Origin of the sequence: Actinomadura sp. NPDC047616 (assembly GCF_040642915.1) — a bacterium.
Classification (GTDB): domain Bacteria; phylum Actinomycetota; class Actinomycetes; order Streptosporangiales; family Streptosporangiaceae; genus Spirillospora; species Spirillospora miaoliensis.
The window spans coordinates 416,721-438,869 of record NZ_JBEYTB010000002.1; the positions used below are offsets into that span (position 1 = coordinate 416,721).

General features: G+C 73.2%; 22 protein-coding genes. 10 read left to right on the forward strand and 12 right to left on the reverse strand.

The genetic code is table 11. The features are described 5' to 3' along the window. Window positions 1-105 precede the first annotated feature (105 nt). From ABZ801_RS06165 to ABZ801_RS06175, 3 genes are all read left to right on the forward strand, one after another. Complete coding sequence (locus ABZ801_RS06165; RefSeq protein ID WP_360693530.1) at window positions 106-438, forward strand: hypothetical protein; 333 nt, start codon at window positions 106-108, stop codon at window positions 436-438. A 60-nt stretch (window positions 439-498) separates the two neighbouring features. Continuing rightward, window positions 499-1,704, forward strand: coding sequence for a winged helix DNA-binding domain-containing protein (locus tag ABZ801_RS06170; protein WP_360693533.1), 1,206 nt, complete (start codon window positions 499-501; stop codon window positions 1,702-1,704). A 61-nt stretch (window positions 1,705-1,765) separates the two neighbouring features. Then, complete coding sequence (locus ABZ801_RS06175) at window positions 1,766-2,935, forward strand: acyl-CoA dehydrogenase family protein (RefSeq protein WP_344958022.1); 1,170 nt, start codon at window positions 1,766-1,768, stop codon at window positions 2,933-2,935. A gap of 49 nt (window positions 2,936-2,984) precedes the next feature. Here the strand turns inward: ABZ801_RS06175 and ABZ801_RS06180 are convergent, their stop codons facing one another. Then, the gene (locus ABZ801_RS06180) at window positions 2,985-3,581 is read right to left on the reverse strand and encodes a hypothetical protein (protein ID WP_360693536.1); all 597 of its coding nucleotides are present in this window, start codon (window positions 3,579-3,581) and stop codon (window positions 2,985-2,987) included. Window positions 3,582-3,807: 226 nt separating this feature from the next. On the opposite strand from ABZ801_RS06180, the gene ABZ801_RS06185 reads away from it, so the two are divergent. After that, window positions 3,808-5,529 (forward strand): CocE/NonD family hydrolase, encoded by a 1,722-nt coding sequence (locus ABZ801_RS06185; RefSeq protein WP_360693539.1) that lies wholly within the window; start codon window positions 3,808-3,810, stop codon window positions 5,527-5,529. Window positions 5,530-5,741: 212 nt separating this feature from the next. Then, window positions 5,742-7,001, forward strand: coding sequence for a YeeE/YedE family protein (locus ABZ801_RS06190; protein WP_360693542.1), 1,260 nt, complete (start codon window positions 5,742-5,744; stop codon window positions 6,999-7,001). Between the two features lie 59 nt (window positions 7,002-7,060). Here ABZ801_RS06190 and hisF read toward each other — a convergent pair whose 3' ends face one another. From hisF to ABZ801_RS06230, 8 genes are all read right to left on the reverse strand, one after another. Further along, window positions 7,061-7,837: an imidazole glycerol phosphate synthase subunit HisF gene (hisF, locus tag ABZ801_RS06195; RefSeq protein ID WP_360693545.1), complete on the reverse strand. Its 777-nt coding sequence runs from the start codon at window positions 7,835-7,837 to the stop codon at window positions 7,061-7,063. Beyond that, a complete protein-coding gene (priA, locus tag ABZ801_RS06200) occupies window positions 7,834-8,553 on the reverse strand; it encodes a bifunctional 1-(5-phosphoribosyl)-5-((5-phosphoribosylamino)methylideneamino)imidazole-4-carboxamide isomerase/phosphoribosylanthranilate isomerase PriA (protein WP_344958012.1) in 720 nt (239 codons plus the stop codon). The genes hisF and priA overlap by 4 nt, the downstream gene beginning before the upstream one ends. A 62-nt stretch (window positions 8,554-8,615) precedes the next feature. Continuing rightward, window positions 8,616-9,257 carry an imidazole glycerol phosphate synthase subunit HisH gene (hisH, locus tag ABZ801_RS06205; RefSeq protein WP_360693550.1) on the reverse strand — a complete coding sequence of 214 codons (642 nt, stop codon included), beginning with the start codon at window positions 9,255-9,257 and terminating at the stop codon, window positions 8,616-8,618. Beyond that, window positions 9,254-9,424, reverse strand: coding sequence for a hypothetical protein (locus ABZ801_RS06210; RefSeq protein WP_344958008.1), 171 nt, complete (start codon window positions 9,422-9,424; stop codon window positions 9,254-9,256). Before ABZ801_RS06210 ends, hisH begins: the two co-directional genes overlap by 4 nt. Before the next feature lie 2 nt (window positions 9,425-9,426). Further along, window positions 9,427-10,092, reverse strand: coding sequence for an imidazoleglycerol-phosphate dehydratase HisB (gene hisB, locus ABZ801_RS06215; protein WP_344958006.1), 666 nt, complete (start codon window positions 10,090-10,092; stop codon window positions 9,427-9,429). Further along, the gene (locus ABZ801_RS06220) at window positions 10,020-11,108 is read right to left on the reverse strand and encodes a histidinol-phosphate transaminase (RefSeq protein ID WP_360693553.1); all 1,089 of its coding nucleotides are present in this window, start codon (window positions 11,106-11,108) and stop codon (window positions 10,020-10,022) included. Before ABZ801_RS06220 ends, hisB begins: the two co-directional genes overlap by 73 nt. Beyond that, window positions 11,105-12,421, reverse strand: a complete 1,317-nt coding sequence (gene hisD, locus ABZ801_RS06225; protein ID WP_360693556.1) for a histidinol dehydrogenase — start codon at window positions 12,419-12,421, stop codon at window positions 11,105-11,107. Before hisD ends, ABZ801_RS06220 begins: the two co-directional genes overlap by 4 nt. Window positions 12,422-12,521: 100 nt before the next feature. Continuing rightward, a complete protein-coding gene (locus ABZ801_RS06230) occupies window positions 12,522-13,319 on the reverse strand; it encodes a PhzF family phenazine biosynthesis protein (RefSeq protein ID WP_344958000.1) in 798 nt (265 codons plus the stop codon). A 288-nt stretch (window positions 13,320-13,607) separates the two neighbouring features. Here ABZ801_RS06230 and ABZ801_RS06235 point away from each other — a divergent pair, with 288 nt between their 5' ends. Beyond that, window positions 13,608-14,270, forward strand: coding sequence for an LON peptidase substrate-binding domain-containing protein (locus tag ABZ801_RS06235; protein WP_360693560.1), 663 nt, complete (start codon window positions 13,608-13,610; stop codon window positions 14,268-14,270). Window positions 14,271-14,338: 68 nt separating this feature from the next. Beyond that, entirely contained in the window at window positions 14,339-14,854 is a 516-nt protein-coding gene (gene ybaK / locus ABZ801_RS06240; protein ID WP_360693563.1) for a Cys-tRNA(Pro) deacylase, read from the forward strand. On the opposite strand, the gene ABZ801_RS06245 is transcribed toward ybaK, so the two are convergent. Then, a complete protein-coding gene (locus tag ABZ801_RS06245; RefSeq protein ID WP_360693566.1) occupies window positions 14,735-15,286 on the reverse strand; it encodes a hypothetical protein in 552 nt (183 codons plus the stop codon). The genes ybaK and ABZ801_RS06245 overlap by 120 nt on opposite strands. Window positions 15,287-15,494: 208 nt before the next feature. Between ABZ801_RS06245 and ABZ801_RS06250 the strand changes: the two genes are divergently transcribed. Further along, window positions 15,495-16,214 carry a DUF6882 domain-containing protein gene (locus ABZ801_RS06250; protein WP_344957992.1) on the forward strand — a complete coding sequence of 240 codons (720 nt, stop codon included), beginning with the start codon at window positions 15,495-15,497 and terminating at the stop codon, window positions 16,212-16,214. Between the two features lie 179 nt (window positions 16,215-16,393). Here ABZ801_RS06250 and dnaE read toward each other — a convergent pair whose 3' ends face one another. Both dnaE and ABZ801_RS06260 read right to left on the reverse strand, forming a co-directional pair. Then, on the reverse strand, window positions 16,394-19,924 hold the full coding sequence (dnaE, locus tag ABZ801_RS06255; RefSeq protein WP_360693569.1) for a DNA polymerase III subunit alpha: 3,531 nt from the start codon (window positions 19,922-19,924) through the stop codon (window positions 16,394-16,396). A 257-nt stretch (window positions 19,925-20,181) separates the two neighbouring features. Continuing rightward, window positions 20,182-21,006: an AraC family transcriptional regulator gene (locus ABZ801_RS06260; protein ID WP_344957988.1), complete on the reverse strand. Its 825-nt coding sequence runs from the start codon at window positions 21,004-21,006 to the stop codon at window positions 20,182-20,184. A gap of 18 nt (window positions 21,007-21,024) precedes the next feature. On the opposite strand from ABZ801_RS06260, the gene ABZ801_RS06265 reads away from it, so the two are divergent. After that, window positions 21,025-21,447 (forward strand): GNAT family N-acetyltransferase, encoded by a 423-nt coding sequence (locus ABZ801_RS06265; RefSeq protein ID WP_344957987.1) that lies wholly within the window; start codon window positions 21,025-21,027, stop codon window positions 21,445-21,447. 267 nt (window positions 21,448-21,714) lie between these two features. Then, the gene (locus tag ABZ801_RS06270) at window positions 21,715-22,128 is read left to right on the forward strand and encodes a chorismate mutase (RefSeq protein ID WP_360693574.1); all 414 of its coding nucleotides are present in this window, start codon (window positions 21,715-21,717) and stop codon (window positions 22,126-22,128) included. Window positions 22,129-22,149 lie beyond the last annotated feature (21 nt).

The following is a 22,149-nucleotide window of genomic DNA, read 5'->3' on the forward strand; positions in this document are numbered from 1 at the left end:
TCGCGGGAAGGCGCGGGCATCGCCGCCGGGTACTACTTTCGGCCTCGGGGAGTTCACTCTCCAGGAGGGGCGGCGGGCGGGGGCCCGGCGCCTAGACTCACGGGCATGTTCCCCTCTGTTCGGCGAGCACTGACCGTACTGCCGTTCGCGCTGCTGCCCCTGACCGCCGTGGCGGCGTGCAGCAGCGAGGGCGCCACGACCGACTGCAACGTGAACTCCTGCACCATCACCTTCGACCGCGGTGTCGAGGCCAGCGCGTCCATCCTGGGCGTCAAGGCGGAACTGGTGAGCGTGCAGGGCGACACCGTCACGCTCAAGGTGGCCGGCCAGCAGATCACCGTGCCCCGGGGCGAGGCCGAGCAGGCCGAAGGCTTCGACGTCTCCATCCAGTCGGTCACCCAGGACAAGGTCGTCGTCAAGATCTCCAACAACGGCTGACACGACGGCGGGGCGGGCCGGCCTCCGGCGGATGTCGGTCCCGCCCCCTAGGATCCGCTCATGCGTTCGATGACCCGTTCGATGGGGGATGCCGCGCGCCGCGCGCGGGCGGCGGCACGGCACCGGCTGGCCCCGGCGGCGCGCACCGACGACGTCGCCGAGATCGCCCGGTCCCTCGTGGCGCTGCACGCCACCGACCCGGCCACGGTGTTCCTGTCGGTGGCCGCGCGCAGCCGCACCGCGACGCACGAGGCGGTGGAGAAGGCCCTCTACGACGACCGGACGCTGCTGCGGATGCTGGCGATGCGCCGCACCATGTTCGTCGTCCCCGTCGAGCTGGTCCCGGCGCTGCAGGCGTCCTGCGCCACGCCCCTGGCCGCCAAGCAGCGCCGCACCTACAGCCGCATCATCGAGCGGGCCGGGGTCGTCGACGACGTGGACGCCTGGTTCGGCGAGGTGCTGGAGGCGGCGCACCGCGCGCTGCTGGCGCGCGGCGAGGCGACCGGGGCGCAGCTCAGCGCCGACGAGCCGCGCCTGCGCACGCAGGTCGACCCGGCGCCGGGCAAGTCGTACTCGCGTCCCACCAGCATCACCACGTGGGTGCTGGTCACGCTGGGCTGCGAGGGACGGGTCGTGCGGGGCCGCCCCAACGGTTCGTGGATCAGCAGCCAGTACGTGTGGTCGCCCGTCGAGACGTGGCTGCCCGGCGGCATCCCCGAGATGCCCGCGGACGACGCGCGCGCCGAGCTGGTCGCCCGCTGGCTGCGGTCGTTCGGCCCCGCCCCCGTCTCCGACCTGAAGTGGTGGACGGGCTGGACCGCGGGCGAGGTGAAGAAGACCCTGGCCAGCCTGGACGTCGTCGAGGTCGGCCTGGACGGCGGCGGCACCGGCGTCATGCTGGCCGCCGACGCCGACGCCGACGCGCCCGCCGGGGGCCGGGACGCCGACCCGTGGGCGGCGCTGCTGCCCGCCCTGGACCCCACCCCCATGGGCTGGCAGGAGCGCGGCTGGTTCCTCGGCGGGCACGCGCCGATGCTGTTCGACCGCAGCGGCAACATCGGCCCCACGGTCTGGTGGGACGGCCGCGTCGTCGGCGGCTGGGCGCAGCGGCCGGACGGGGAGGTCGTCACGCGCCTGCTGGAGGACGTGGGCGCCGACGCCCGCGCCGCGATCGACGCCGAGGCCGCCCGCATCGCCGCCTTCCTCGGCGACGTGCGGGTCACTCCGCGTTTCCGCACGCCGCTGGAGCGTGAACTCTCGTCCTGACGGGGGCCGCAGGGGGCCGCCCCCCTCACCGAACGCGCGGATGATCCGTCAAGATGGGGGCATGCCCGCCGAACGCATGCTTCCCACTCCCGAGGCCGAGGACCTCCTCGCGCTGACCCGCGAGATCGTCCGCAAGGAACTGGCGCCGCGCGCCGCGCCCGCCGAGGAGGCAGAGGACTTCCCGCGCGAGATCTTCCGGCTGCTCGGCAGGTCCGGGCTGCTGGGCCTGCCCTACCCGGAGGAGGTCGGCGGCGGAGGCCAGCCGTACGAGGTCTACCTGCAGGTGCTGGAGGAGATCGCGGCGGTGTGGGCGTCGGTGGCGGTGGGCGTCAGCGTGCACACGCTGTCGTGCTACCCGCTGGCGGTGTTCGGCACCGACGAGCAGCGCAAGCGGCTGCCCGAGCTGCTCGGCGGCGAGCTGCTGGGCGGGTACGCGCTGTCGGAGGCGCACGCCGGCTCGGACGCGGGCGCGCTGAGCACCCGGGCCGTGCCGGACGAGGACGGCGCGGCCTACCGCGTCACCGGCACCAAGACCTGGATCACCCACGGCGGCGAGGCCGACTTCTACACGCTGTTCGCCCGCACCTCCGACACGGGCTCGCGCGGCATCAGCTGCTTCCTGGTCGAGGGGCGGATGCCGGGCCTGACGTTCGGGCCGCCCGAGCGCAAGATGGGGCTGACCGGCTCCACCACCGCGCAGCTGCACTTCGACGACGTGCGGGTGCCGGCGGAGCGGCGGGTCGGCGACGAGGGCCAGGGGTTCCCGATCGCGCTGTCGGCGCTGGACTCGGGCCGCCTGGGCATCGCCGCCTGCGCGGTCGGCCTGGCGCAGGGCGCCCTGGACCACGCGGTCGGGTACGCGGCGCGGCGCGAGCAGTTCGGCCGTCCCGTCATCGCCAACCAGGGGCTGGCGTTCATGCTGGCCGACATGGCGGCCGCGGTGGAGTCGGCGCGGGCCACGTACCTGGAGGCGGCCCGCCGCCGCGACCGGGGCCTGCCGTTCTCCCGCCAGGCGTCGGTGGCCAAGCTGGTGGCGACGGACGCGGCGATGCGCGTCACCACCGACGCGGTGCAGGTGCTCGGCGGGTACGGCTACACCCGCGACTTCCCGGTCGAGCGGTACATGCGCGAGGCCAAGGTCATGCAGATCTTCGAGGGCACCAACCAGATCCAGCGCATGGTGATCGGCCGTCACCTGGCCCGCACGGCGGCGCTGCACGACGCGACGTGACGGCGCCGGCACCGGCGACGGCACCGGCGGCGGCCCGCCGATGCGGGGCTCAGGGCATGCCGTAGAACAGGCGGCGCCGGGTGAGACGACGCCGCACGAAGATCACCACGAGGCTCACCGCGCCGGCGCCGGCCAGGGCCATGGCCGCCAGGGCGGCCAGTCCCAGCAGGCCGTGCACGGCGTCGTCCGGCGCGATCATGAGGCGGGAGACGGCGCCCGCGCAGGTGAGCCGGGTCGGCCCGGACGCCGGAGCCCGGAACGAGGCGACGAAGCGGTAGCCGTGCCGGCGGGTGGCGCTCCACGGGTCCGTCCTGGTCAGCGCGAGCGGCACCGACCACGCGCCGACGGTGGCCGCGCACGAGGCGGGCTCCGGCGTCCCGCTCGGGACGTACAGCAGGTAGCGGCGTCCGGCGGCCAGGTCGGGCCGCATCGTGCCGCGCCCGTCGACGACGACCGGGTCGGCCTGGGCGGCCTCGGAGGCGTCCCAGGTGGCGGCGATCACGGCCGTCATCCCGATGACCGCGGCCAGCAGCAGCACGACGGGCAGGGCGTACCAGCCGGCGGCCGGGCGGACCGGCGGCGGGCCCGCGCTCCGCAGCGCCCCGCGCGCACGCGGCCCTGTCGGCGAGTAGTGCCCGGCCCACATTGTCGGCCCTCCCCGTACCCGTGATCGCCCGATGCCAGCCGTCGGGACCCCTGCCTCCGTGTTGACCTGCCCGAATTCACGGTCACGTCACGTAAGGAAATGATGGCGAAGCGTCGCCGCGCGGGCCTCGGCGGGGGTCCTGGCCAGGAGAAGGGCGGCCATGGCCAGACACCGCGCGAGCGGCTACCGTTATTACCAGGTAGTAGCCACGAGATGCGGAGTTCCCATGGCCCTCAGGGACCGCCTGGATCGACTGCCGCCGCCGCCGATCCGCCTGACCCGCTCCCTCCCCCGCTACACCGTCGAGCGCGACATCCCGGTCGCCATGCCGGACGGGGTGACGCTGCTGGCCGACCGGTACGTCCCGCGCGGCGTGCGCTCCGCGCCCACCATCCTGGTGCGGACGCCGTACGGGCGGCGCGGCCCCGCCGCCGTGCTGAACGGCCTGCCGTTCGTGCCGTTCGGGTTCCAGCTGCTGGTGCAGAGCGTGCGCGGCACGTTCGGGTCGGGGGGCGAGTTCGACCCGCTCGGCAACGAGCGGGAGGACGGGCTGGCCACGGTCGCCTGGCTGCGCGAGCAGCCGTGGTTCGACGGGTCGTTCGCCACCTACGGGGCCAGCTACCTGGGCTACTCGGCGTGGGCGCTGGCGGCCGAGGCCGGGCCCGGGCTGAAGGCGATGGCCCTGCAGATCACCGCGTCGTCGTTCCGGGAGGCCGCGTACGTGGGCGGCTCCTTCGCCCTGGAGTCCACGCTGGGCTGGACGGAGCTGACCCGCCGCCAGACCTCGACGCTCGGCCTGCTCACCGCGCCGCTGCTGTCGCGGCGCCGCGCCCTGCGCGCGGCCCGCTCGCTGCGCCCGCTGTCGGAGCTGGACGTGCTGGCGGGCGGCGAGCCGATGCGCTTCTACCGCGACCTGCTGGCCAACCACGAGTCCGGTGCCGACTACTGGCGGCGCCGCGACTTCAGCGGCACGGTCGGGCAGGTCGGGGCGCCCGTCACGCTGCTGGGCGGCTGGTACGACGTGTTCCTGCCCTGGGAGATCAAGGACTACCTGGCGCTGCGGGCCGCGGGGCACCGCCCGTACCTGACCATCGGGCCGTGGTGGCACGCCGACGCCCGGCACAACCTGGTGTCGTTCCGCGAGGCGCTGGCCTGGTTCAAGGCGCACCTGCGCGGCGACTTCTCCGCCGTGCGCGCCAACCCCGTCCGCCTTTACGTGACGGGGTCGCGCGAGTGGCGCGACTACCGCGACTGGCCGCCCCCCGGGATGCGGCAGGAACGCTGGCACCTGCACGGGGGCGGGGGGCTCGGCGAGGACGGCCCCCAGGACATCCGGCCCAGCGCCTACCGCTTCGACCCGTCCGACCCCACGCCCGCCCTGGGCGGCCCCTCGCTGCTGGGTTCGTCCAAGCCGGTCGACAACCGGCCCCTGGAGAAGCGGCGGGACGTGCTGGTGTTCACCTCGGCCGTGCTGAGGAAGGACCTGGATCTCATCGGGCCCGTCGTCGCGGACCTGTTCGTGCGGTCCAGCCGCGAGCACACCGACTTCCTGGTCCGGCTGTGCGATGTGGCGCCCGACGGCACGTCGCGCAACGTCTGCGAGGGCGGGCTGCGCCTCGATCCGGACCATCCGGTCGCCGACAAGCCGGTGGGGACGGAGGGCGTGCGGCGGGTGGCGATCGACCTGTGGCCGATCGGACACCGCTTCTGCCGCGGCCACCGCGTCCGGGTGCACGTCACCAGCGGCGCCTACCCGAAGGTGGCCGTCAATCCCGGCACGGGCGAGCCGCTGGCCACCGCGGCGGCCCCCGGCGTCCCCGCCGACCAGGAGGTCTTCCACGACCCCGACCACCCGTCGGCGATCCTGCTGCCCGTCGTGGAACGCTCCCCCGAGGCCGCCGTCTCCGACCCCGGAGCCGAGGATTCGTCCGACTTTGGGGCGTGTTGATATTCTTGCGTGTTGTGATCGGTTCGACGACGTCGCTGCGCATGGTGCTGTTCACCATGACGCTGGCCTGCGTCGACGACGGCCTGTGTCGCGCCTGACCGCGATCCCCGCCGTCCCCGCCCGCTGAACCGAAACCCGATCTTCTTCCCCATCCCCCGGCCGCGTGTGCTCCCCTACGTCCGCGCGCTTGGGAAACCCCTGGAGTTCGCACTGTGACGACCCTCGCTCCGTCCCGCCTGCTGTCCCCCGCCGTCACCGCCTCCCCGCCCCCGGACGCCGAGCCCGCCCCGCCCGTACGCCGCGTACCGCTCCTGGTCGCGTCCCTCATCTCGGTGGCGCTCACCACGTACGTGTGGGCGCGGCACGGGGCCAAGCCCGGCGTCCTGCTGCTGCTGGGCCTGGGCCTCGGGCTGGCCCTGTTCCACTCCCGTTTCGGGTTCACCTCGGCCTGGCGGCAGCTGGTGGCCGTGGGCAACGGCACCGGCCTGCGCGCCCACGCCCTGCTGCTCGGCACCACCGCCACGCTGTTCGCCCTGATCATCGGCACGGGCACCGGGCTGTTCGGGTCGGTCCCGGCCCCGTCGTCGGGCGACCTGGGCGTCGGCGTGGTCGCCGGGGCGTTCCTGTTCGGCGTCGGCATGCAGCTCGGCGGCGCCTGCGCGTCCGGCACGCTGTTCGCCGTCGGCTCCGGGCAGTCGGCGGTCCTGCTCACCCTCGGCGGGTTCGTCGCCGGGTCGGTGCTCTACACCTGGCAGTACGACCTGGTCGACGACCTGCCCGCCGTGCCGGGCGTGGTGCTGGCCGACCACATCGGCTGGTTCGGGTCCTGGGCGGTCACGATCGCGGCGCTGGCGGGCATCGTCGCGCTGACCCGGGTGGTGCAGGCCCGCCGCAACCCGCCGCCGGTCGGCGCGCCGCCCACCGCGCGCGGGGCGCTGCGGATCGTCCGCGGGTCCTGGCCGCTGGCCGCCGGAGCGGTCGCGCTGGCCGTGCTCGGCGCGGGCGTGCTGCTGGTCTCCGGCGGCGCCTGGGGGATCACCAGCGCGTTCGCGCTGTGGGGCGCCAGGATCCTGCAGGCGGTCGGCCTGCACCCCGAGCACTGGACGTACTGGCAGGAGGCCAGGAACGCCAAGATGCTCGCAGGGCCGGTCCTGGCCGACAAGAACAGCCTCACCGACATCGGCATCATCCTCGGCGCGGCCGTGGCCTCCGCCGCCGCGGGCGCCTGGACGCTGCACCGCGGCCTGCCGTGGCGCACCGCCGTCGCCTCGGTCCTGGGCGGCGTGCTGATGGGCGTCGGCGCCCGGCTGGCGGGCGGCTGCAACATCGGCGCCTACCTGGCGGGCATCGCCTCCGGCAGCCTGCACGGCTGGCTGTGGGGCGTGGTCGCCCTCGGCGGCACGTGGGTCGGCCTGCGCGCCCGCACCCTGTTCTCCCTGCCCAACCCCACGCCCCGCGACAGCGTCTGCTGACGCCGCCGCGCCGGGCCGGCGGAACGTCCGCCGGCCCGCGGGCTCGGCGGACGCGCGGCTCAGCGGACGGCGTGGCCGGCGGCGCGCAGGGCGTCCTTGACGGCGGAGATCTTCAGGTCGCCGAAGTGGAAGACGCTGGCGGCCAGCACGGCGTCGGCGCCGGCGTCGACGGCGGGGGCGAAATGCTCCAGCGCCCCGGCGCCGCCGCTGGCGATCACCGGCACGGAGACCGCCTCGCGGACCCGGCGCAGCATGTCCAGGTCGAACCCGGACTTGGTGCCGTCGGCGTCCATGGAGTTGAGCAGGATCTCCCCCACGCCCAGCTCCTCGCCGCGCCGCGCCCACTCCAGCGCGTCGATGCCGGTGCCGCGGCGGCCGCCGTGCGTGGTCACCTCGAACCCCGACGGGGTGCCCTCGGCGCGGCGGGCGTCCACCGACAGCACCACGCACTGCGACCCGAAGCGGTGCGCGGCCTCGCGCAGGAACTCCGGACGGGCGATCGCGGCGGTGTTCACCGACACCTTGTCGGCGCCCGCGCGCAGCAGCCGGTCCACGTCGTCGACGGTGCGCACGCCGCCGCCGACGGTCAGCGGGATGAACACCTGCTCGGCGGTGCGCCGCACCACGTCGTAGGTGGTGGACCGGTCGGCGCTGGACGCGGTGATGTCCAGGAAGGTCAGCTCGTCGGCGCCCTCGGCGTCGTAGCGGCGGGCCAGCTCGACCGGGTCGCCCGCGTCGCGCAGGTTCTGGAAGTTGACGCCCTTCACCACGCGCCCGGCGTCCACGTCCAGGCACGGGATGACGCGCACCGCGACCTTGCTCGCCTGCGGGCTCATCTGACCGCCTCCAGGGCCTCCTCCAGCGTGAACGCCCCCGCGTACAGCGCCTTGCCCACGATCGCGCCCTCTACGCCCTCGGGGACGAGGGCGGCGATGTCGCGCAGGTCGTCCAGGGACGAGACGCCGCCGGAGGCGATGACGGGCTTGTCGGTGCGGGCGCACACGCGGCGCAGCAGGTCGACGTTGGGGCCGCGCAGGGTGCCGTCCTTGGTGACGTCGGTGACGACGTAACGCGGGCAGCCGTCGTCCTCCAGCCGGTCGAGCACCTCCCACAGGTCGCCGCCCTCGCGGGTCCAGCCGCGCGCGGCCAGCACGTCGCCGCGCACGTCCAGCCCCACCGCGATCTTCTCGCCGTGCGAGGCGATGATCTTGCGGCACCACTCGGGGTTCTCCAGCGCGGCCGTGCCGATGTTGACGCGGGCGCAGCCGGTCGCCAGGGCCGCCTCCAGGGACGCGTCGTCGCGGATGCCGCCCGACAGCTCCACCCGCACGTCCAGCCGCCCGACCACCTCGGCCAGCAGCTCGCGGTTGGAGCCGCGGCCGAACGCCGCGTCCAGGTCGACCAGATGGATCCACTCCGCTCCCGCCTTCTGCCAGGCCAGGGCGGCCTCCAGCGGGGCGCCGTAGGAGGTCTCGGTGCCCGCCTCGCCCTGGACCAGGCGGACGGCCTGGCCGTCGGCGACGTCGACTGCGGGAAGGAGCGTGAGAGTCATGAACGAAACCCTATCGGTGCAGGTGAAACGCGGCGTTCGGGGGAACGCGGCGGACCGGGCGGTCAGCCCAGCGTGGACAGCCAGTTGCGCAGCAGCTCGGCGCCCGCGTCACCGGACTTCTCCGGGTGGAACTGCGTGGCGCACAGCGGCCCGTTCTCCACGGCGGCCACGAACCGGTCGCCGTGCTCGGACCAGGTCACCAGCGGCGGCGCGAGCCGTCCCGTCGGGTCGGGCTCCAGCTCCCAGCGGCGCACCGCGTAGGAGTGCACGAAGTAGAACCGGGTGCCGGGGTCCATGCCGCGGAACAGCACGGTGCCGGCGGGAGCCTCGACGGTGTTCCAGCCCATGTGCGGCACGACGGGGGCGTCCAGCCGGTCGACCGTGCCGGGCCACTCGCCGCAGCCCTCGGTGGTGACGCCGTGCTCGATGCCCTTGGCGAACAGGATCTGCATGCCGACGCAGATGCCCAGCACGGGACGGCCGCCCGCCAGCCGCCGCCCGATGATCTGCTCGCCGCGCACCGACCGCAGCCCGGCCATGCAGGCGGCGAACGCGCCGACGCCCGGCACGACCAGCCCGTCGGCGGCGAGGGCGGCGTCCCAGTCGGCGGAGACCTCGACGTCCACGCCGTGCCGGGCGACCGCGCGCTCGGCCGAACGCAGGTTGCCCGAGCCGTAGTCCAGAATGACGATCTTGTGGGTCACAGGTACAGCACCCCCGCGGTGGCGGCGAGCGCCATCAGCACGAACACCACCCCGGCGGCGACCTTGAGCCCCTGCCGGAGGAAGCTGATGACGCCCATGAGCAGGAAGACGGCCAGCCCGAAGAGCGCGACGTTGCCGTAGGTGAAGTGCAGGCCGCCGACCTCCACGGCTACAGAGCCCCCTTGGTGGACGGGATGCCGTGCACCTTCGGGTCGAACGCGACCGCGTCGCGCAGCGCCCGGGCCAGGGCCTTGAACTGGGCCTCGACGATGTGGTGGGCGTTGCGGCCGTACGGCACGTGCACGTGCAGGCAGATCTGGGCGTTGGCGACGAACGACTCCAGGACGTGCCGGGTCATCGTGGTGTCGTACTCCGGCCCGATCATCGGCGCCATGCCGTCCGGTTCGGAGTGCACCAGGTACGGGCGGCCCGCGATGTCCACGGTGACCTGGGCGAGCGCCTCGTCCAGCGGAACGGAGGCGTTGGCGAAACGGCGGATGCCCGCCTTGTCGCCGAGCGCCTGCCGGAACGCCTGGCCGAGCGCGATCGCGGTGTCCTCGATCGTGTGGTGGCTGTCGATGTGCAGGTCACCGCTGGTCTTGACGGTCAGGTCGAACGACCCGTGCTTGCCGAGCTGGGCCAGCATGTGGTCGAAGAACCCGACGCCGGTGGCCACGTCGACGCGGCCCGTGCCGTCCAGGTCGATCTCGACCAGGACCTCGGTCTCCTTGGTCCCGCGTTCGACACGTCCAGTACGGGCAGTCACAGAATCTCCTTGAGTGCGGTGCGGAAGGCGGCCATCTCCTCGGGGGTGCCCACGCTGACCCGCAGCCATTCGGGCGGGCCCACCTCGCGGATCAGCACGCCCCGGTCGAGCAGGCCCTGCCAGACCCGCCGCCGGTCGGGGAAGGTGCCGAACAACACGAAGTTGGCGTCGGAGTCGGCCACCGTGAGGCCCTCGCGGCGCAGCCAGGCCACCAGGTCGTCGCGCTCGCGGCGCAGCAGCTCCACGGTGGCCAGCAGCTCGTCGCCGTGCGCGACGGCGGCGCGCGCCACCGCCTGCGTCACCGCCGACAGGTGGTACGGCAGCCGCACCAGCAGCAGGGCGTCGATCACGGCGGGATCGGCGGCCAGGTAGCCCAGGCGGGTGCCGGCCATCGCGAACGCCTTGGACATGGTCCGGGTGACGATCAGCCGCGGGTTGCCGGGCAGCAGCGTCAGCGCCGAGGGGGTGCCCTCGCGACGGAACTCGGCGTACGCCTCGTCCACCACCACCATGCCCGGCGCGGCCGCCAGCACCGCCTCGATCACCCGCGGCGGCAGCGCGGTGCCGGTCGGGTTGTTGGGCGAGGTCAGGAACACCACGTCCGGCCGGTGCTCCTCGATCGCCGCGACGGCGCCGTCCGGATCGATGCCGAAGTCGGCGTCGCGGTGCGCGTTCACCCAGGTGGTGGCGGTGACGCGGGTGATGATCGGGTGCATCGAGTACGACGGCTCGAAGCCCAGCGCGGTGCGGCCCGGCCCGCCGAACGCCTGCAGGATCTGCTGGATGATCTCGTTGGAGCCGTTGGCGGCCCACACGTGCCGCACGGTCAGCCCGGCGCCGGGGGTGTCGGCGTTGAGGAACGCCGCCAGGTCCTCGCGCAGGGCCGTCGCGTCGCGGTCGGGGTAGCGGTTCAGGCCCGCGGCGACCCCGGCGGCGGCCTCGCCGATCGCCTTCACCAGCCGCTCGGACGGCGGATAGGGGTTCTCGTTGGTGTTGAGCGCGACGGGCACGTCCAGCTGCGGCGCACCGTAGGGCTCCTGGCCGCGCAGGTCGTCGCGGATGGGCAGGTCGGACAGCGACGTCACCGGCCCTCCCCCGGGATCTGCCAGCCGAAGCGGGCCTTGAGGGCGGCGCCGTGCGCGGGCAGGTCCTCGGCCTCGGCCAGCGCGACGACGCGCGCGGTGGCCTCGGCCAGGGCGTCGCGGTCGTACTCGACGACGTGGACGCCGCGCAGGAACGACTGCACCGACAGCCCCGAGGAGTGGCAGGCGCAGCCGCCGGTGGGCAGCACGTGGTTGGACCCGGCCAGGTAGTCGCCCAGCGACACCGGCGCGTGCGTCCCGATGAAGATCGCGCCGGCGTTGCGGACGCGCGCGGCGACCTGCCGGGCGTCGGCGGTGTGGATCTCCAGGTGCTCGGCGGCGTAGGCGTCGACCACCCGCAGACCGGCGTCGACGTCGTCGACCAGGACGATGCCGGACTGCCGCCCGGCCAGCGCCTCGGTGATCCGCTCGACGTGGCGGGTGCGGGCGACCTGCGCCTTCAGCTCCCGCTCCACCGCGTCGGCCAGCTCGGGCGCGGTGGTGACCAGCACGGCGGCGGCGAGCGTGTCGTGCTCGGCCTGGCTGATCAGGTCGGCGGCCACGTGCACCGGGTCGGCGGTGCCGTCGGCGAGGATCGCGATCTCGGTCGGGCCCGCCTCGGAGTCGATGCCGATCACGCCCTTGAGCAGCCGCTTGGCCGCCGCGACGTACACGTTGCCGGGCCCGGTGACCAGGTCGGCGCGGGGGCACTCGGCGGTGCCGTAGGCGAACATCGCGATCGCCTGGGCGCCGCCAACCGCGTAGACCTCGTCCACGCCCAGCAGCGCGCACGCCGCCAGGATCGCCGGGTGCGGGCGGCCGCCATACTCGCGCTGCGCGGGCGAGGTCACCGCCAGCGACTCGACCCCGGCCTCCTGGGCGGGGACCACGTTCATGACCACGCTGGACGGGTAGACGGCCCGCCCGCCCGGCACGTACAGCCCGACGCGTCCCACCGGCACCCACCGCTCGGTGACGGTGCCGCCGGGCACGACCTGCGTGGTGACGTCGGTGCGGCGCTGGTCGCGGTGCACCAGGCGGGCACGGCGGATCGACTCCTCCAGCGCGTCCCGCACGGCCGGGTCGAGCGCCTCCAGCGCCTCGCCGATCGCCTCGACCGGGACGCGGGCGGACTCCAGGTCGACCCCGTCGAAGGCCTTGGTGTACTCCCGTACCGCCGCCGAGCCCCTATGCCGCACGTCCTCGCAGATCGGCCGCACCTTCTCCAGGGCGGCCTCGACGTCGAGATCGGCGCGGGGCAGCACGTCGCGCAGGTCGCCGGGCAGCGAGCCGCGCAGGTCGATACGGGAAATCACCCGTCCAGTCTACGGAGTGCCGCAGGCCCCTCGCGCAACGTCTCACGCAACGAGACGCCCAGGTCAGCGACCTTCCGAGGGTCCGGACGGGTGGCCGACATCACGCCCGGAGCGTGCCGTCGAGGACGGTGACGGCGCGCCCGCCCAACATCACCCGGTCGCCGCGGACGACGGTCCGGACGTCGCCGCCGCGCTCGGACGCCTGGTGGCCGAGCAGGGCGTCGCGGCCGAGCTCGGCGCTCCAGTACGGGGCGAGCGCGCAGTGGGCGGAGCCGGTCACCGGGTCCTCGTCGACGCCGACCGCCGGGCCGAACACGCGGGACACGAAGTCGTGCGGGGCGTCCGGGTCGGCGGGGGCCGTGACGATGACGGCCCGCGCGTCGAGGCGGGCGAGCGCGGCGATGTCGGGGGCGAGCTTGCGGACGGTGGCCTCGTCCGCCACCCGCACCAGCAGGTCGGGCTGGTCGTTGCGGCCCACCCAGGAGAACGGCGTGCCGAGCGCCTCGGCGAGCCCTTCGGGCGCGTCCACCGGTTCCGGCGGCGCGGCGGGGAAGTCCATGCCGAGCGCGCCGTCGTCGGCGCGCGTGACGGTGAGCACACCACTGTGCAGGGTGCGGAACCGGATGGGCCGGTCGCCGGGGACCGTGCCCGTCTCGTACAGGGCGTGCCCGCTCGCCAGGGTGGCGTGGCCGCACAGCGCCACCTCCACCTGCGGCGTGAACCACCGCAGCTCGAACTCCTCGCCGACGGGGCGGACGAACGCCGTCTCCGAGTGCCTCATCTCCGCCGCCACCCGCTGCATCCAGGCGGGGTCGGCCGCCTCGTCCAGCAGGCAGACCCCGGCGGGGTTCCCGGCGAACGGGCGATCGGTGAACGCGTCGACAACCAGCATCCTCATACCGCCGACGCTAACCACCGCGCGCGGGACGGCGGCAGAGCCAATCGCGACCAGTGGCCCGCCCGGTCGCCGCGCGGCGGGGCAGGGCGGCGGGGCGGCAGGGCGGCAGGGCGGCGATCCGGCGGCCGGGCCCGGTGCCGGGCGTCGCGGCGCCGGGCTTCAGACTGTGACAATCCCGGCCTTCTTGATCATCGGCGCCGGACGTACCCTGACGCCGTGGGCGCCGCACGGCGTCGGGGGCGCGAACCACGACAGCCCCGAGGGGGCCGCAGGCGACCGGGAGGAGCGGTGACCGAACGGCTTCCACTGTTCCCGCTGGGCACGGTGCTGTTCCCCGGCCTGGTGCTGCCGCTGCACCTGTTCGAGGAGCGCTACCGCCTGCTCGTCCGCGACCTGCTGGAGCGCCCCGAGCCGCGGCGGTTCGGCGTGGTCGGCATCGAGCTCGGCCACGAGGTGGGCGCCGAGTCGGCGCGCCGCCTGGCGGACGTCGGCTGCGTCGCCGAGGTGCACAGCGTGACCCCGCACCCCGACGGGCGCTACGACATCGTCACCGTCGGCGGCCGCCGCTTCCGGCTCAAGCGGGTCGACCGGTCGCTGCCCTACCTGCGCGGCGACGTGGAGTTCCTGCCCGAGGAGGCGGGCGCGGACGCCGAACCGCTGGCGCACCGGGTGCGGCTGCTGTACCAGCTGTACCGGCACCGGCTGGCCGCCGCGGGCGCCGAGATCGCCGAGCCGGTGGACCTGCCCGAGGACCCGGTGCGGCTGTCGTACCTGATCGCCGCCGCCGTCGTGCTGGACGGCCCCGACAAGCAGCGGCTGCTGGAGGCCGAGGACGCGGCGCGGCGGCTGCGCGCCGAACGCGAACTGCTGGTCCGCGAGACGCGGCTGCTGGACATGCTGCCGACCGTGCCCGCCGGGCAGTTCCTGGACGGCGCGTTCAACCCGAACTGAGCCCCCCGCGCCGACCCGCGCGCCGAAACCGGCGTGCGCTCGTGCGGCGCGGTCGGCACACTGGCCGCATGAGCCCAGCCAAGTCCCCGTCCAGGAAGAAGGCCAAGGCCGGCGGCACGCCCGCGACCGTGGCGGCCGCACAGGCCGAGATCGACTTCACCCTGCACGCCTACGAGGTCGACCCCGAGGCCGACAACTACGGGCAGGCCGCGGCCGACGCCCTGGGCGTACCGCACGAACGGCTGTTCAAGACCCTGGTGGCCGAGGTGGACGGGAGGCTGACCGTGGCCGTGGTGCCGGTGTCGGCCACGCTCGACCTCAAGGCGCTCGCCGCCGCGGCCGGCGGCAAGAAGGCCCGCATGGCCGACCCCGCCGACGCCGAACGCGCCACCGGGTACGTCGTGGGCGGCATCAGCCCGCTGGGCCAGCGGCGCCGGCTGCCGACCGTGGTGGACGACTCCGCGTCAGGGTTCGCGACCGTCTACGTCTCGGCCGGCCGGCGCGGCCTGCAGATCGAGCTGTCCCCGGACGATCTCCTCCGGCTCACCGGCGCCGAGGTCGCCCCGGTCGCGCGCGCCGGGTAGCCGGCGGACGACCAGCTCGGCCACGCCGTAGGCGGCCACGGCCAGCAGTGGCCAGAACACCAGCACGCCGGTGGCGCGCAGGTCGGCCACGCCGGTGACGGTGCGCCCGTCCTGGGCGGCGCGCACCGCGCGCTCGTACTCGGCCAGGCCCACCTGGTGGCCGACCCGCCAGGCCAGCAGCGAGGCGGCCAGCCCGCCCGCGGTCAGGCCGAGCAGCAGCGGGACGTCGTTGCCGCGTCCCCCGGCCAGGTAGGCCAGCAAGCCGCAGACCAGCCCGGCCACGACCGCGACGAGCGCGAACGTCCCGTCGACGGCGATGGGGCCCTGCCCCTCGGGGTCGAGCGGCAGCGCCTGACCGCGGATGACGACGAAGCTCACGTCGGGGGCGAGCCAGGCCCACAGCAGCCCGGCGGGCACTCCGAGGACCGCCACGAGGAGAGTGATGACCGCACAGGTCCGCAAGGCACTCCCCGTCGGTCGCCGCACCTCGTACGCTCCCTGGTATGGCCGTGCGTCCCCTTGCGAGACGTGATGTCTCCTGACAGCGAAAGCCTAGCCTGCCCAGGTCAGCCGATCGACTGCCGTGTGGTGTCCGATTCCCGCCCCAGAGCGGCCGTTTCCTTGGGATAATGTGCCCGACATGTCCGGATTCAGCCCCGCCTTCCAGCGCCTCGGCGCCGCCCTTGCCGCGGTCGTCCTCCAGCAGCAGGAGACCCTCGCCGAGTTCCTCCCCCGTGAGGACTGGAGCGCCGACCTGACCGCCCGCACCTACACCAGCGGCGGCGTCACGGTCCGGGTCTCGCTGCTCGGCAGCTACGCCGCCCGCGAGCGCACCTGGCTGTGGGGCTGGGCCAACCCCCAGTTCGGCGACGACCACCCGTCCGTCGAGCCGACCCTGGTCATCCGCGGTCTCGGCGAGCGGCTCGGCATCCCCGAGTTCACCACGCCCGAGATCGACCTGTCCTGGTACACCGGCCCGGCCGGGCACGGCGGCGAGCTGATCGCCATGGCCGCCGGGGGCGTCCTCGGCGGAGGCGGCTACATCGGCGCGGGCTACGACGGCGGTTCGGCCTACCTGCACGTCGACGACCCGCAGGCGCCCCCCGCCACGTGGGATCCGGTGCCGGTGCCGCGGCTGCTGATGAACGCCGTCAGCCTGTTCCCGCACCACCCGCAGCTCACCCTCGCGCGGCTGCTCAGCCACCACCGCGTCCCCTTCCGCGAGACGGCCGGCACGACCGAGGCCCGCCTTCCCGGCGGCGGCGTGGCCCGCGCCCGCTTCGACGACCTGGGCCGCTTCATGGACTGGCACGCCGAACACCCGGCCCCCGCCCCGCCCAAGACCCCGGTCACCCCGTAACCCCGCCCCCCGGGCGGCACATGCGAAAGAGGCCCCTGTCCGCAAGCCGAAGACTTGCGAACCGGGGCCTCCGCCGTGCGGGGGTTCCAGGGGGTCGCCCCCCTGGGGGATGCAGGCGAAGAGGCCCCGGGAAGCAAGCCGGAGGCTTGCGAACAGGGGCCTCCCCCTCGCAGCGGGTCTCAGCCCAGGCAGGAGGGGCCGAGGAGCTGCTTGAGGTCGCCCATCAGGGCCGGGGACGGGGCGACGCGCAGCCGGTCGTCCAGGCGGACGACCGTGGTGCGCGGGCCGTTCTGCACGTGCAGGTGGACCTCGGACGTGCCCGGGTGGTCGGTGAGGACCTCCTTCAGGCGCGCCACCACCGGCGGCGTGCAGCGGGCGATCGGCATGGTGACGGCCAGCGGGCCCGTGCCCTCGGTGATGGTCAGGTCCGGCTGGGTCACCTCCATCGCGATGATCTTGGCGACGTCCTCGCGCTTGTCGACGCGTCCCTTGACCACCAGGATGGCGTCCTCGGCCAGCAGCGTGGAGCACAGCTGGTAGGTGGACGGGAAGCACATCACCTCGATGGACCCGCCCAGGTCCTCCAGCTGGAACATGGCCCACGAGTTGCCCTGCTTGGTGACCTTGCGCTGCAGGCCCGACAGCAGACCCGCCACGATCACCACCTGGCCGTCGGGCCGCTCGCCCTCGCTCAGCGCGGCGATCGTGCAGTCGGCCTCGCGTTCCAGGATGTGCTCGACGCCCAGCAGCGGGTGGTCGGAGACGTACAGGCCGAGCATCTCGCGTTCGAACGACAGCAGCGTGGTCTTGTCCCACTCGTCGCCGTCGGGGATGGCCACGGCGAACGCGCCGCCGCCGGAGTCCTCCTCCAGGGCCCCGAACAGCGAGTCCTGGCCGATGGCCTCCTTGCGCTTGATGTCGATGACCGAGTCGATGGCCTGCTCGTGCACCATCAGCAGCGACCGGCGCCGGTGCTTGAGCTCGTCGAACGCGCCCGCCTTGATCAGCGACTCGACGACCCGCTTGTTGCACACGTGCGGCGGGACCTTGTTGAGGAAGTCGTTGAAGTCGGTGTACGCGCCCTTCTCCCTGCGCGCCGCGATGATGCCCTCGACGACGTTGGTGCCGACGTTGCGGACCGCCGACAGGCCGAAGCGGATCTCCTTGTCGCCCATCGGGGTGAAGTCGGCGTCGGAGGTGTTGACGTCGGGCGGCAGGACGGTCAGGCCCATGCGGCGGCACTCGTTGAGGTACAGGGCGCTCTTGTCCTTGTCGTCGCCGACGGAGGTCAGCAGCGCCGCCATGTACTCGGCCGGGTAGTTGGCCTTCAGGTACGCCGTCCAGTACGACACCAGGCCGTAGGCGGCGCTGTGCGCCTTGTTGAACGCGTAGTCGGAGAACGGGACCAGGATGTCCCACAGCGTCTTGATCGCCTCGTCGGAGTAGCCGCGCTCGCGCATGCCCTCGGAGAACGGCTTGAACTCCTTGTCGAGGACCTCCTTCTTCTTCTTGCCCATGGCCCGGCGCAGCAGGTCCGCCTGTCCCAGCGTGTACCCGGCGACCTTCTGGGCGATGGACATGACCTGCTCCTGATAGACGATCAGGCCGTAGGTCGTGCCGAGGATGTCCTTGAGCGGTTCCTCCAGCTCGGGGTGGATCGGGGTGATCTCCTGCTGGCCGTTCTTGCGCAGCGCGTAGTTGGTGTGGGAGTTGGCGCCCATCGGACCCGGCCGGTACAGCGCGCCGACCGCGGAGATGTCCTCGAAGTTGTCGGGCTTCATCAGCCGCAGCAGCGCCCGCATCGGCCCGCCGTCGAACTGGAACACCCCGAGGGTGTCGCCGCGGCCGAGCAGCTCGTAGGTCTTGGGGTCGTCCAGCGGCAGTTCGAGCAGGTTGACGTCGATGCCCTTGTTGAGCTTGATGCCCTTGAGCGCGTCGTCGATGATCGTCAGGTTGCGCAGGCCCAGGAAGTCCATCTTCAGCAGGCCCAGCGTCTCGCAGGTCGGGTAGTCGAACTGCGTGATGATCGCGCCGTCGGAGTCGCGGCGCATGATCGGGACGTGGTCGGTGATCGTCTCGCCGCTCATGATGATCCCGGCGGCGTGCACGCCGGTCTGGCGGATCAGGCCCTCCAGACCCTGCGCCAGGTCCATGATCTGCTTGACGTCGGGCTCTTCCTCGTAGAGCTTGCGCAGCTCCCCCGCCTCGCTGTAGCGGGGGTGCTTGTCGTCGAAGATGCCCGAGAGCGGGATGTCCTTGCCCATGACGGCGGGCGGGAACGCCTTGGAGATCCGGTCGCCCAGCGCGTACGGGAAGCCCAGGACGCGCCCGGCGTCCTTGATGGCGGCCTTCGCCTTGATGGTGCCGAACGTGGCGATGAAGGCGACCTTGTCCTCGCCCCACTTCTCGGTGGTGTACCGGATGACCTCGGCGCGCCGATCTTCAGGGAAGTCGATGTCGATGTCGGGCATGGACGCGCGCTCGGGATTGAGGAACCGCTCGAAGATCAGCCCGTGCGGAAGGGGGTCCAGGTCGGTGATGCCCATCGCGTAGGCCACCAGCGACCCCGCGGCGCTGCCTCGGCCCGGCCCGACCAGGATGCCGTTGTTCTTCGCCCACATGATGAAGTCGGCGACGACCAGGAAGTACGACGGGTACCCCTTGGCGAGGATGACGCCCATCTCGTACTCGGCCTGCTCGCGGTACCGGTCCGGGATGCCGTCGGGGAAACGCCGCTCCAGGCCCTTCCAGACCTCCTTGCGGAACCAGGTCTCCTCGGTCTCGCCCTCGGGCACCGGGAAGCGCGGCATCAGGTCGTGGTGCTCGAACATCCCCGCCGTGTCGACCTTCTCGGCGATGAGCAGGGTGTTGCGGCAGCCCTCGGCCCAGATGTCGGAGCCGTCCAGGGCGCGCATCTCGTCCGGCGACTTGATGTAGTAGCCGCTGCCGTCGAACCGGAACCGATCCGGGTCGGCCAGTTGCTTGCCGACCTGGACGCACAGCAGGGCGTCGTGCGCGGTCGCCTCGCTCTCATGGGTGTAGTGCGAGTCGTTGGTGACCACCGGCGGGATGTTCAGCTTCCTGCCGATCTCGACCAGGCCGTCGCGGACGCGGCGCTCGATCTCCAGGCCATGGTCCATCAGCTCCAGGAAGTAGTTCTCCTTGCCGAAGATGTCCTGGAAGGTGGCGGCCGCCTTGAGCGCCTCGTCGAACTGCCCCAGCCGCAACCGCGTCTGGATCTTGCCGGACGGGCAGCCGGTGGTGGCCATCAGCCCGTCGGCGTGCTCGGCCAGCAACTCCTCGTCCATACGGGCGTACTTGAAGACGAAGCCCTCGGTGTAGGAGCGGCTGGACAGCTTGAACAGGTTGTGCAGCCCGGTCCGGTTACGCGCCCAGATGGTCTTGTGGTTGATCAGGCCGCCGCCGGACACGTCGTCGCGCTTCTGGCTGGGCTCGCCCCACTGGACCTTCTTCTTGTGGAAGCGCGACTCGGGCGCCATGTACGCCTCGATGCCGATCACGGGAGTGACGCCGGCGTCCTTGGCGTGCTTCCAGAAGTCGTAGGCGCCGTGCATGTTGCCGTGGTCGGTCATGGCGATCGCGGGCATCTTCTGCCGCTGGACCTCGTCGAACAGCTGCTTGAGCCGCGCGGCCCCGTCCAGCATGGAGTACTCGGTATGAACATGTAGATGGACGAACGAGTCCGCCATGCCCGCTGCGCCTCCTGGTTGCACGCGACCGCGCACGCACCTGCCGGTGCGTGGCTGTGTTATCCGTTCCGGGGGAAGATCGCCGCCCGGGTGAGCGCCCGGGACGACGCGGCTCTGAGAGCCTAACCCGCCCCCGGGACACCTCGCGCCTCGACACTCCGGGATGCCCGCTCACCCCATGTTCGCCCTGCCACGTCCCTAACCTGCCCTTATGGCGCTGATCAGCCGGATGCCGCGCCCGCGCCCCGTGGAGACGGTCAGGACCGGGCGGCACCCCGGGCGTGCTGGTAGGCGCCGGGCGGAACGCCGACGACACGTTTGAAATGACGGGTGAGGTGGGCCTGGTCGGCGAAACCCGTGCGGGCGGCCACCTCGGCCGGGCGCAGCCCCCTGTCGAGCAGCCCGCGTGCGCGCCGGACGCGCACCTGGTTGAGGTAGGCGTGGGGCGGCAGGCCCGTGGCGGCCCTGAACGCCCGGATGAGGCGGAACGGGCGCGTGCCCACGGTCTCGGCCAGCTCCTCCAGCGTGGGCGGGTCCACCAGGCGGTCGTGCAGGATGTCGCGGGCGGCGCGCACGGACGGAGACAGGGCCGTCCCGTACTCGGCGGGCATGTCGCGGGCGTGGTGGCGCAGCAGGGCCCCCAGGGCCGTGCGCAACAGCGACGAGGCCGCCAGGGCGTCGCCGCCCTCACCGGCGCGGTGGGCGGCGCGGACCAGGGCGGCGGCGGGCGTCCGCTCGATGACGGTCTCGGGGAAGTAGGGCGTGCCCGCCCGCGCGCCCAGTTCGGCGGCGACGTCGGCGACGACGTCCACCGCCGGGTACAGGACCCGGTAAGCCCACCCCTCGGGCGCGCCCGCGTACCCGGTGTGCACCACGTCGGGGTTGACCACGATGAGGGCGCCCTCGGGGGCGCGCTCGGTGCTGCCCGCGTGCTCGAACGCCTCCACTCCGGCCTCGATGAGGGCGACGACGTACCCGTCGTGGGTGTGACGGCCGAAGCGGTGGGTGACGTAGCGGGCCCGCAGCAGGTCCACATCGGGCTGAGCGGGATGTCGCCAGTAATGAGCGACCTCCTGTGACACGACTGAAATCATAGGAGGATGCATATCTCGCTGGTCACCGGCCCACAGGAGCGGGCCGCCGCCGAGGAGATCCGGTTGCGGGTCTTCGTCGGCGAGCAGGGCGTGCCGCCGGAACTGGAACTGGACGAGCACGACGCGGACGCCGACCACTTCCTGGCCCGCCTGGAGGGCCGTCCCGTGGGCACGGCGCGGATGCTGCGCCGCGACGGCTGCGGCGTGCTGGGGCGGCTGGCGGTGCTGCCGGAGACGCGGGGCACCGGCCTGGGCGCCGCCCTGGTGCGGGCGGTCGAGCAGCGCGCGCGGGAGGCGGGGCTGCGGTCGGTGGAGCTGCACGCGCAGACGGCGGTGCGCGCGTTCTACGAGCGGCTCGGGTACGAGGCGTACGGCGAGGAGGACATCGAGGCGGGCATCCCGCACATCTGGATGCGCAAACCCCTCTAAGTCGTCTCAACATGCGAGATGTTCGTTCCGTCCATTGGCGTGTCGGTGACGGCGGAGCCTACGATGACAAGCGTGAACCGTCGCTATCCCGTGTTTATGCAGCCGGCTCCGGGCGAGCCGGTCGGCGCGGGCTGACCCGGCGACGACCCCGGAGCCGGCGAAGGCAGAGCCCCAGAGGGCTCTGCCTTTTCGCGTTCAGAGCGCGGCCCGGGTACGGACGGCATCACCTTCCCTGACGCGGGCCGCCACCGCAGAAGGGAACCGGACATGCCAGACCAGACGCTCCAGACCGAGACGTTCCAGACCGACGCACTCCGCAACGAGGCGCTCGAGAACGAGGCGCTTCAGCACGAGGAACTGCGCGTCACGATCCCGCGCCCCGACAGGCTCTCCACGGTGGAGGAGGCGCGCGCGGCCATCGACGGGATCGACGCGGCGCTGGCCGCGCTGCTCGAACGGCGCGCCGCCGTGGCGGGCGTCGTGCAGCGCCTGAAACCGGTCGGGGGCTTCGCGGGCCGCTGCCCCGACCGTGAGCGGGAGATCGTCGCGGCGATGGCCGAGCGCGCCCCGACGCTGGGGCCCGAGCGCCTGGCCCGCATCATGAACGTCGTCATCGAGGCGGGTCTCGAGGTCTCCGAACGTGACCGCAAGAACGTTCAAGACGGTTCCCGGGCCCGCTGACTAGCGTCCATGCCCATGACG